Origin of the sequence: Anaerobranca gottschalkii DSM 13577, assembly GCF_900111575.1 — a bacterium.
Lineage (GTDB): Bacteria > Bacillota > Proteinivoracia > Proteinivoracales > Proteinivoracaceae > Anaerobranca > Anaerobranca gottschalkii.
On record NZ_FOIF01000013.1, the window covers coordinates 32810 to 43015 of the forward strand.

Here is a 10206-nt window from a genome sequence, read left to right on the forward strand (position 1 = left end):
TTTTTACCTCCATCTAATGTTTGTAATACCGTTACTAGCCTACCTATAAGGGATTGAAGCTAACAAATGAATAAATAGATTAACCCCAAAATTCTCTAATAGTTATTAGAGCATTTTGGGGTCGTTTGTTATATACTATTTGCTGCCATCACTATAATGTTATATAATATATAATATTATGTTTTAAAAAGCTTATAGATGTTGTAGATTTTTGTTATTAAAATATATAATAAATACAGATAAGTTAGATAGTTATCCCTTGCAGCGATTGATGAACCAAAATTTTGCTGATATTTTTTGATAGAATTGGTAGGTGTTGACATTGAAGGAAATTCTAGAACTATCTAAACAACTTCAAGAAGCAATAAAAAGAAGAGATCAATATGAATTGCAAGCTAATTTAGTAGATAAAGAGTTATTTGATGCAATATATTCTAAATATTTAGCAGAAGTAGAGTATATAAATTATATTATTAAACAAGCAAAGGCTCTATATGATAGGGAAGACTTTCATATTTTAAGGAAGAAGAAAAATGGTAGGAAAATAAAGTAATAAGAAAAATCAAGGAGGGAAGAAATGGAATTATTAGCAAGGATTTTACCAAAGGCTTTAAAAGAAATGTGGATGAACCTTTTAGAATTATTATTAGTTAATATTCTAGGTGTTACCATTATTTTACTATTCATAACAACTTATTTCTTTTTCCCATTACTTTCTTTAGTTTTGTTTCTTTTGGTGATTTCACCCCTTTTCCTAACTCTATATAATGGTGTAAATGCCCTTTATACAGGAGATAAATTAACTTTTGGTTTTAAGGAGGGTATAAGGAAGTGGAAAATGGGTATAAAATATGGAATTTTTTCTGCAATAATACCATTACTAATTTATGTAAACTTAACTTTTTACCAAAGTTTTGATTTAAGTTGGTGGTCAGTTGCTTTAAGTATTTTTTGGATTTATGTTTTTGTGGGGTATATTATGCTACAGTTTTATCTCCCTTGTGTTTTAGTAGATACCCATCTTTCTTTTTTCCAGTCTTTAAAGTACTCAGCTATATTAGTGATAGGAAATTTTGGGTATACTTTTGGATGGATACTACTTTTAGGACTATTTTTACTTTTACTTTTTTTAGTAAATAATGTTGTTACATTAAATATAGTATTTTTTGCCTTTTTAGGAATAGGGATAGCATTACAAACAAGGGCATACTTAACTTTAAAAGAAAGGCAAGGTCTTGAATCTGCCGAAAAAAAAGAGTAAAATAAAGTATTGTGATTAACAAAGGGGAGGTAAAATCATGGCAAAATATATCTTCGTTACCGGTGGTGTCGTTTCTTCTTTAGGTAAAGGAATTACAGCAGCTTCGTTAGGTAGATTATTAAAGGATCGGGGATTAGCAGTTACTATTCAAAAATTTGACCCTTACATAAATATTGACCCTGGTACTATGAGTCCTTATCAGCACGGAGAAGTTTTCGTTACCGATGATGGTGGGGAAACAGACTTAGATTTAGGTCATTATGAAAGGTTCATCGATGAAAATTTGAATAAAAATAATAATGTAACTGCAGGAAAAATTTATTGGTCGGTAATGAGTAAAGAACGTAAAGGAGATTATTTAGGGAAAACAGTTCAAGTAATTCCCCATATAACCAATGAAATTAAAGAAAGAATAGTTAGGGCAGCTCAGCAAAATAATGCCGATGTGGTGATAACTGAAATTGGTGGAACCGTTGGTGATATCGAAAGCCTTCCTTTTTTAGAGGCCATTAGGCAAATGAAAAATGAGGTAGGTAGGGAAAATGTTGCTTATATCCACGTAACTTTAATCCCTTATTTACCAAAATCTGGTGAATTAAAAACTAAGCCAACCCAGCACAGTGTGAAAGAGTTAAGATCTATTGGTATTCAGCCTGATATAATTGTTTGTAGGACAACATTACCTTTAGATGATGAAATTAAAGAGAAAATTGCCCTTTTCTGTGATATTAGAAAAGAGGCTGTAATAGAAAATGGTGATGTAGAAACCATATATGAAGTACCATTGGCATTAGAAAAACAAGGTTTTGCTGATTTGGTATTAAAAAGATTGAATATAAACAATGCTAAAGAACCAGATTTAACCCTTTGGGAGGAAATGGTCCAAAAGATTAAAGGTTTAAATAAAAAGGTTAAAATTGCTTTAGTAGGGAAATATGTAGAGTTACATGATGCCTATTTGAGTGTTGCGGAAGCATTGAGCCATGCCGGTATTTATCATGATCATGAAGTAGAGATTAAGTGGATTCAAGCAGAGGATTTAGAATTACCTGATTGTAATTTAGAGAAAATATTTTCTGATGTGGATGGTATCCTTATTCCCGGTGGTTTTGGAGATCGGGGGGTTGAAGGGAAAATTAAGGCTATTAAATACGGTAGAGAAAACAAAGTACCACTTTTTGGAATATGTTTGGGAATGCAGTGTGTAGTAATAGAATTTGCTAGAAATGTGTGTGGACTACAAGATGCCCATAGTTCTGAGTTTGTCCAAACGGCTAATCCTGTTATTGATATATTACCTGAACAAAAGGATGTAGAAGATAAGGGTGGTACCATGAGATTGGGTATTTATCCATGTATTGTTGAAGAAAACACCAAAATGTTTGCCGCCTATAAAGATGAAATAGTTTATGAAAGACATCGCCACCGTTATGAGTTTAATAACACATACAGAAATCTTTTGGCTTCAAAAGGACTAGTATTTAGTGGGTACTCCCCTAGTAGGTTATTAGTTGAAGCGGTGGAGTTAAAGGATCATCCGTGGTTTGTTGCAGTACAATATCATCCTGAATTTAAATCAAGACCTTACAGAAGTCATCCATTATTTAGAGACTTTGTAGGTGCAGCTATAAAACATTCAAATAAGTAAACTAGTTGTAATCGGGATAAAAATGTGGCAAGAACTATTACATTAGATTGTAATAAATTCTTGCTTTTTTTTTATTTTTATGCAGGAATATACTACAGGTAGTAGAATAGTATATATTTAAAGGTAGAATTTCCTGCCTAGGGGGTGTGTTGTAAATGAAAGTTGAAGAAATACGGAAACAGGGGGAAAACTTGATTTCAGATTTAGGAAAGTATTATCTCCGTAAAGGTTTAGGCAAAGAAATTAAAGAAGAATTGAGGGAAATTTATAGTAAATATAAAGGAATATTTACAAAAGAAAACATAGAAAACCTTAAATGTAATGAAAATTTAAGTTTTCGAGAAAAGAAATACTTATTGTCTTTCCTTTTTCAGGGGTATATTGGAAAAGAATGTTTTGAATTGACCAGGGAAATAGCCCAAAGGGAATTACAAACACTAGTTGAAGTTGATAAAGGCGAGATATCTTTAAAATATGCCCAATTGTTATTACCAGCAGAAAAAAATAGAGAAAAAAGATTAGCCTTGGATAAAAAGTTAGGTGAAGGACAAGCTGGAATAAACGCTTTAAGGGAGAAAAGGGTTGATATCCTTAAAAGAATAGCTACAGATTTTGGATACCGAAACTATGTTGAATTAATACACGATATTACCCCAGTAAACTTTAATACACTAAAAGAACTAGGGAAAAAGTTTTTAACTCAAACAGAAACAAAGTATACAACTTTACTAAAAAAGTTAGAAGGGTATTACTTAGAAGAGGGTAGTGAACCTCTACAAAAATCAGATATTACCTATATTTTTAAATCTAATCCCTTCGATAAATATTTTTCTGATATAGAACTTATACCAACCATTGAAGATACTTTGTTCCGTTTAGGGATAAATATCCTTGAGCAGAACAATGTTACTTTATCGTTAGATCCGAAAGAAGGAAAAGCAATTAAAAGTTTTTGCTGTCCTGTTAGTATACCTGATGAAATCCACCTAGTTCTTAATCCTAAAGGAGGGATAGAAGACTACCAGGATTCGTTACATGAAACTGGACACTGTCAACATTATGCCTACACATCGAAGGATTTACCCTTTGAATATAAACGGATTGGGGATAAATCTGTCGGTGAAGGTTATGGTTATTTATTTCAGCAATTAATAGCTAATGAACTTTGGATAGATAAATTTTTAGATATGGATGAAGATACATTAACTAAATATAAGGTATTTATAGATGGCTATAATCTATACATTATTAGAAGGTTTTGTGGTAAACTTCTATATGAATTAGAAATCTTTTCAGGTCCTAAAGAAGATAAAACTTTGAAGGAAAAGTATGTTAAAATAATGGAAGAAGCTGTAAAAGTAAAGGTAAATCCCGAAAACTATTTGCTAGATTTGGATATAGGTTTTAACACTTCCAATTATCTGAGGGCATGGATCTTTGAAAGTTATTTGAGAGAATATTTAGTTAATAACTTTGGAGGTTTATGGTTTTTAAAGAAAGAAAGTGGAGATTTCTTGAAAAATTTATGGAAATCGGGAAGCATGTATAGAACAGAAGAAATTGTGGAAAACATTGGATTTAAAGATTTTAATATAGATGTAATGATAAAATACTTTGTAATATAAGCTTAAATATTATAAAGTTTTGGTTCTTGGAGGGGGAAGTATGGGAAAAAAAATCCTTGTAACTGATGATCAAGTGGGCATCAGAAAATTATTAGTAGAAATATTAAGGCCCCAAGGGTATGAGGTCTATGAATGTGCCGATGGTTTACAAGCTTTAGATTTTTTGAAAGAAAATACAGTTGATTTAATGTTATTAGATATGAAAATGCCAAAGATGGATGGGATTACCACATTAAAAAAAATTAAAGAAATGGATATTGATGTAAAAGTTGTTATTATGACAGCTTTTGGGGAACTAAAAGTAACTAAAGATGCTCAAAAACTGGGGGCTATAGATTATATTTTAAAACCCTTTGACATAATTCAACTTTTAGAAGTTGTTGAAAAATACGTGTAAAATTAAGGAGGAAAATGTTGTAATGGAAAGGGAATTAGCTTTAGAATTTGTCAGAGTAACAGAAGCAGCAGCCATCGCTGCAGCACCTTTTATGGGTAGGGGAGATAAAGATGGAGCAGATCAAGCTGCTGTAGAAGCTATGAGAAAAGCCTTTGATCATGTAGATATCGATGGAACTGTGGTCATCGGGGAAGGGGAAATTGATAATGCTCCAATGCTCTATATAGGTGAAAAAGTAGGTTGTGGGAAAGAACCTAAAGTAGATATTGCAGTAGACCCTATAGAAGGAACTACTATAGTTTCAAAGGGACTACCCAATGCCATAGCTGTGTTAGCTGCTGGAGCAGGAGGAACCTTTTTACATGCCCCAGATATGTATATGGATAAATTGGCAGTAGGCCCAGGAGCAAAAGGTGTTATTGATATTAGTAAACCTATAGAAGAAAACATTATTAAAGTGGCTGATGCCCTTGGTAAAAGGGTACAAGATATGACAGTGGCAATATTGGACAAACCTAGACATGCCGAAAGGATAGAGAGAATAAGGAGATTAGGGTGTAGAATAAATATTTTTCCTGACGGTGATGTGGCAATGGCTATCGCTACTGCCAATGAAGAGCCGGAAATTGATCTGTTAACCGGAATAGGAGGAGCACCAGAAGGAGTTATAGCGGCAGCGGCGTTAAAGTGTTTAGATGGAGACTTTCAAGGCATTCTAAAACCTAGAAATGAAGAAGAAATACTCAGAGCAAAGGAAATGGGAATTGTAGATATAAATAAAGTGTTAACTATTGACGATTTAGTAAAAGGTGATGATATATTTTTTGCAGCTACAGGAATTACCGGGGGAAATCTTTTAAATGCAGTAAAAATTAAAAACAATATAGCTAGAACCCATTCCTTAGTAATGAGGGGAAAAACGGGAACAATAAGATATATAACAGCCATCCATAGATTAGATAAAAAACCTTTGTAAATTCAATTTAGAGGAGGTAAGAAGATGAGGTTTTTTCTAGACACAGCAAATTTAGAAGAAATTAAAGAGATTCACGACCTAGGAGTTATTGATGGTGTAACCACAAATCCATCTTTAGTAGCTAAAGAAGGAGTGGATTTTCATCAGCGGATCAAAGAAATAGCCGAAGTAGTTAAAGGGCCTATTAGTGCTGAGGTAATAGCTTTAGATCATGATGGTATGGTAAAAGAGGCTAGGGAATTAGCAAGCATTGCTCCTAATGTTGTTGTAAAAATCCCTATGACTAAAGAAGGTCTTAAAGCAGTTAAAACTTTAACGGCAGAAGGAATCAAGACAAATGTGACTTTAGTATTTTCGGCAAATCAAGCTATTTTAGCAGCCAATGCAGGTGCTACTTATGTTAGTCCCTTTATTGGTAGACTAGATGATATAGGTCATGATGGGATGGAGTTAATTAAAGAAATCGTAAAGGTTTTTGATTATTACATGATAGATACAGAAATAATCGCCGCTAGTGTACGGCATCCTTTGCACTGTTTGAAAGCTATGGAAGCAGGAGCCCATATTGCTACAGTTCCGGCAAAAGTAATTGAACAAATGATTAACCATCCGATGACAGATAAAGGTATCGCTGCATTCTTAGCAGATTGGGAAAAAACTCAAAATAAATAAATTTAAAAGGAAGAAGGATATCCTCACCCCTTCTTCCTTTTATCTAGTTGAAAAATTTTCACCTTAAATACATAAAAAACACTATATCACATTAATATTTTTTGGTATAATAAGTATAACACAAATCTTATAAGAGTATAACGGATATAAGAGAGAGGAGTGCTTTGGATGGAAAGAGAATTGGCTTTGGAGTTTGTTCGAGTTACAGAAGCTGCTGCTTTAGCTTCAGCAAGGCTTATGGGAAGGGGTTTAAAAGATGAAGCTGACCAAGCTGCAGTTCAGGCAATGAGAGCTATGTTTGATACTGTATCAATGGACGGGGAAGTGGTTATTGGGGAAGGGGAAATGGATGAAGCCCCAATGCTATATATTGGTGAAAAATTAGGAAATAAAAATGGGCCAAGACTAGATGTGGCAGTAGACCCCGTTGAAGGTACAAACCTTGTAGCTAAAGGTCTACCTAATGCCATTGCAGTAGTAGCTGTGGCACCAAAAGGGAATTTATTACATGCACCGGATATGTATATGGAAAAATTAGCCACAGGACCTTTAGGAAAGGGTAAAGTTAGTTTAGATAAAAGTCCTACAGAAAACTTGGAAATTTTAGCAAAGGCAATGAATAAAAGGGTTCAAGATTTAGTAGCAGTTATTTTAGACCGTCCAAGGCACCAAAAAATTATTGAAGAAGTAAGGAAGGCAGGGGCTAGAGTTAAACTAATTTCCGATGGTGATGTAGCAGCAGCTATTGCCACAGGATATCCTAGTTCTGGTGTTGATATTCTCTTTGGGATTGGAGGAGCGCCAGAAGGAGTACTGGCGGCAGCTGCATTAAGGTGTTTAGGTGGAGAAATGCAAGGGCGGCTGGTAGTTGATGATGAAAGTCAATTAGAAAGGTTAAAGGAAATGAATATAACTGACCCTAATAAAATCTTAAACATTTACGATTTAGCTGGACGAGATGATGTTATATTTGCTGCTACGGGAATTACCGATGGAGATCTATTAAAAGGTGTTAGATTTATGGGTAATATAGCATACACCGAATCAGTAGTGATGCGGGCTCAAACTGGAACTATTAGAACTGTTTTTGCCCAACATTGTTTAGATAAAAAACCAAAAGTTTATCAAAAATTAATAGGTTACTAAGGGCTCAGCCCTTTTTTTTTATATTTATATATGATATATTTTTTTTGTTAAAAGTCTAAGAGTTGGGAAAACTTTTAAAAACTATTATTTGGAGGGTAATTTGATGGTTTGGCTATATTTTTTTGTAAGTGCAGCACTAATTGTTTATGCAGGAATGAGTTTATCTAAAAATGCAGATATAATAGCCGAAAAAACTGGATTAGGTGGTGCGTTGATTGGAGCCCTTTTACTACCTGTTGTCACTTCGTTGCCGGAAATTGTCACCAGTGCCCAAGCTGCTATTATTGGGAACCCAGATATTGCAGTAGGAAACGTCTTTGGAAGTAATATGTTCAATATTGTAATAATTGCCATAGTAGATTTAGTACAAGGAAGAGGTCCCCTTATGATACATATAAAGTTAGGACATATATTAACAGCGGGGATTGGGATACTCCTTTCAGCATTGGCAGCAGCCTTTATAATAATTAAAATGAATATAGCTATTTTTGGTATTGGGATAGATACTTTGATTTTACTACTGGTATATTTAGCAGGTACTAGGTTAATCTTACGATATAATAGAAGGCATAATTTAGAAGAAGAAAATGAGGAAGTTTATTCTAACATCTCTTTGAAAAAAGGAATTATAGGTTTTATTATTTCAGGGATAATAATTGTTTTTTCAGGGAGAATGTTGGCTAATACCGGTAATGAAATTGCTCAAATCACAGGACTTGGAAGTAGTTTTGTAGGTTCATTCTTAATTGCTATAACTACATCACTACCTGAATTAGTAGCGACTTTTACCGCTGCTAAGATGGGAGCTTTTGATATGGCCATTGGTAATATCTTAGGCGCCAATGTAATGAATATTTTAATAATTTTTTTAACAGACCTATTCTATGTAGGGAATCCTGTACTTTCTTCTATTTCTATAGAAAATGGGATAACAGGGTTATTTGGGATATGTCTTTCAGTTATAGCTATAATTGGGATAATATATAGGAGTAGGAAAAGTGTATTTACTTTAGGGTATGATAGTTGGGCAATAGTGATAGGTTACATTTTAGCAGCCTTACTCCTCTTTAATTTAGGGATAAATTTATAGCTAAAGGTAATTTATGTATATATTAACAAAAGGTGGATAGAATAACATTGGGTTTGGCAATAAAAAAATAAGAGGTGATTTTATTTATGGATAGGCTCAGTTTCCTGTTTTCCATAGGGCTAGTAGTTTTATTACTTAGTACTATGGGAGCAGCCCTGGGACATCCGGTAGCAGAACTATCTATGCCAGTATTTTTATGGTATGATGGTTTTTTAGTAGAAGATGAATTGGTTATTGAACAATATTTGCCAGACATGCCACCGAATATAAGGGAGGAAATAAATGAAGATGTAACGATAATTACCCATGTTGTTGTAAGAGGTGATACAGTCAAATCCATTGCAAAACAATATGGAATTGAGGAAAACACCATCATCATCAACAACAATATCTCAAATCCAAATCTCATTGTAGTAGGGCAACAATTGAGATTCCCATCGGTAGATGGACTAATCCATACAGTGAAAAGAGGCGATACTATATATGGATTAGCTCAAACTTATGGGATAACTATTGAAGATATATTAGAGGTAAATGAAGTTGAACCTACAGCATTAACTGTAGGAAGTATACTAATACTGCCTAATGCTAAGCCTGTGGCTGCACAGCGTACAGTAGTACCTTCCAGAAGTGGGGTCACAACTACTGTTGCTAGTATACCGACCTTTAGGAACTTGTTATGGCCAGTTAATGGAGTGATAACTTCCCCGTATGGATGGAGAAGAAATCCTTTCAATTCAGCCCAAACCCAGTTTCACAGAGGATTAGACATAGGGGCCAGTAGAGGTACTCCAATTTTAGCAGCTACATCAGGTAAGGTAGTTCATAGTGGTTGGTTGAGTGGATATGGATATACTGTTATTTTAGAACATGACAATAACTATACCCTTTACGCCCACGCCAGTTCTTTATCTGTAAAGAAAGGGCAGTGGGTTGAAAAAGGGCAAGAAATCGCAAGGGTAGGGGCGACAGGAAATGCTACCGGACCGCACCTACACTTCGAAATTCGTATTGGTGGCAATAGTTCTTCAAAAGCAGTAAATCCTATAAATTATCTACAAAGGTAAAAAAAGGGATTGTCGGGAAATAGCTAATTTTACAATTTTAGCTCATGAATAAAAAGAACTCGCTAGTTGTGGGACTTTTTAGAAGTTAACCATAACTATTGAGTTCTTTTTTTATTAAAGAAATATTAATTTTGGGCATGACAAATAAAAGTAGCTAATTTTATTGGTGGATTTATTTTTAAGCTGCTACTTCTGAAGTTTTTCCTTCAAATTCTTTTATTTGACCTGTTATAAATTTGTGATATTTGTTGATGTTTCGACCAAATAAATAAAGCATAAGTTCTTTATAAACTTTTTCAGTTGAACGATGGTTAAAACGTCTAA

At 33.8% G+C, this 10206-nt stretch carries 10 protein-coding genes; all 10 read left to right on the top strand.

The features are described 5' to 3' along the window. Nucleotides 1-322: 322 nt before the first annotated feature. Nucleotides 323-553: a hypothetical protein gene (locus tag BMX60_RS05130; protein ID WP_091349893.1), complete on the top strand. Its 231-nt coding sequence runs from the start codon at nucleotides 323-325 to the stop codon at nucleotides 551-553. A 24-nt stretch (nucleotides 554-577) separates the two neighbouring features. After that, nucleotides 578-1261 carry a hypothetical protein gene (locus tag BMX60_RS05135; RefSeq protein ID WP_091349896.1) on the top strand — a complete coding sequence of 228 codons (684 nt, stop codon included), beginning with the start codon at nucleotides 578-580 and terminating at the stop codon, nucleotides 1259-1261. Nucleotides 1262-1295: 34 nt separating this feature from the next. Beyond that, a complete protein-coding gene (locus tag BMX60_RS05140) occupies nucleotides 1296-2909 on the top strand; it encodes a CTP synthase (RefSeq protein ID WP_278276546.1) in 1614 nt (537 codons plus the stop codon). A 155-nt stretch (nucleotides 2910-3064) separates the two neighbouring features. Further along, entirely contained in the window at nucleotides 3065-4534 is a 1470-nt protein-coding gene (locus tag BMX60_RS05145; protein WP_091349899.1) for a gluzincin family metallopeptidase, read from the top strand. 40 nt (nucleotides 4535-4574) lie between these two features. After that, the gene (locus tag BMX60_RS05150) at nucleotides 4575-4931 is read left to right on the top strand and encodes a response regulator (protein WP_091349901.1); all 357 of its coding nucleotides are present in this window, start codon (nucleotides 4575-4577) and stop codon (nucleotides 4929-4931) included. 22 nt (nucleotides 4932-4953) lie between these two features. Continuing rightward, the gene (glpX, locus tag BMX60_RS05155; protein WP_091349903.1) at nucleotides 4954-5907 is read left to right on the top strand and encodes a class II fructose-bisphosphatase; all 954 of its coding nucleotides are present in this window, start codon (nucleotides 4954-4956) and stop codon (nucleotides 5905-5907) included. Between the two features lie 24 nt (nucleotides 5908-5931). Further along, a complete protein-coding gene (gene fsa, locus BMX60_RS05160; protein WP_091349906.1) occupies nucleotides 5932-6579 on the top strand; it encodes a fructose-6-phosphate aldolase in 648 nt (215 codons plus the stop codon). A 168-nt stretch (nucleotides 6580-6747) separates the two neighbouring features. Beyond that, nucleotides 6748-7725, top strand: a complete 978-nt coding sequence (gene glpX, locus BMX60_RS05165) for a class II fructose-bisphosphatase (RefSeq protein WP_091349909.1) — start codon at nucleotides 6748-6750, stop codon at nucleotides 7723-7725. 103 nt (nucleotides 7726-7828) lie between these two features. Beyond that, a complete protein-coding gene (locus BMX60_RS05170; RefSeq protein ID WP_091349910.1) occupies nucleotides 7829-8815 on the top strand; it encodes a sodium:calcium antiporter in 987 nt (328 codons plus the stop codon). Nucleotides 8816-8901: 86 nt separating this feature from the next. Continuing rightward, the gene (locus BMX60_RS05175; protein WP_091349913.1) at nucleotides 8902-9882 is read left to right on the top strand and encodes a peptidoglycan DD-metalloendopeptidase family protein; all 981 of its coding nucleotides are present in this window, start codon (nucleotides 8902-8904) and stop codon (nucleotides 9880-9882) included. The last annotated feature ends 324 nt before the right edge of the window (nucleotides 9883-10206 follow it).

Bases quoted from the DNA above. Each gene is read 5' to 3' on its own strand.
- glpX (WP_091349909.1), top strand. From the start codon at position 6,748: ATGGAAAGAGAATTGGCTTTGGAGTTTGTTCGAGTTACAGAAGCTGCT.
- BMX60_RS05150 (WP_091349901.1), top strand. From the start codon at position 4,575: ATGGGAAAAAAAATCCTTGTAACTGATGATCAAGTGGGCATCAGAAAA.
- BMX60_RS05170 (WP_091349910.1), top strand. From the start codon at position 7,829: ATGGTTTGGCTATATTTTTTTGTAAGTGCAGCACTAATTGTTTATGCA.
- BMX60_RS05175 (WP_091349913.1), top strand. From the start codon at position 8,902: ATGGATAGGCTCAGTTTCCTGTTTTCCATAGGGCTAGTAGTTTTATTA.
- BMX60_RS05145 (WP_091349899.1), top strand. From the start codon at position 3,065: ATGAAAGTTGAAGAAATACGGAAACAGGGGGAAAACTTGATTTCAGAT.
- glpX (WP_091349903.1), top strand. From the start codon at position 4,954: ATGGAAAGGGAATTAGCTTTAGAATTTGTCAGAGTAACAGAAGCAGCA.
- BMX60_RS05135 (WP_091349896.1), top strand. From the start codon at position 578: ATGGAATTATTAGCAAGGATTTTACCAAAGGCTTTAAAAGAAATGTGG.
- fsa (WP_091349906.1), top strand. From the start codon at position 5,932: ATGAGGTTTTTTCTAGACACAGCAAATTTAGAAGAAATTAAAGAGATT.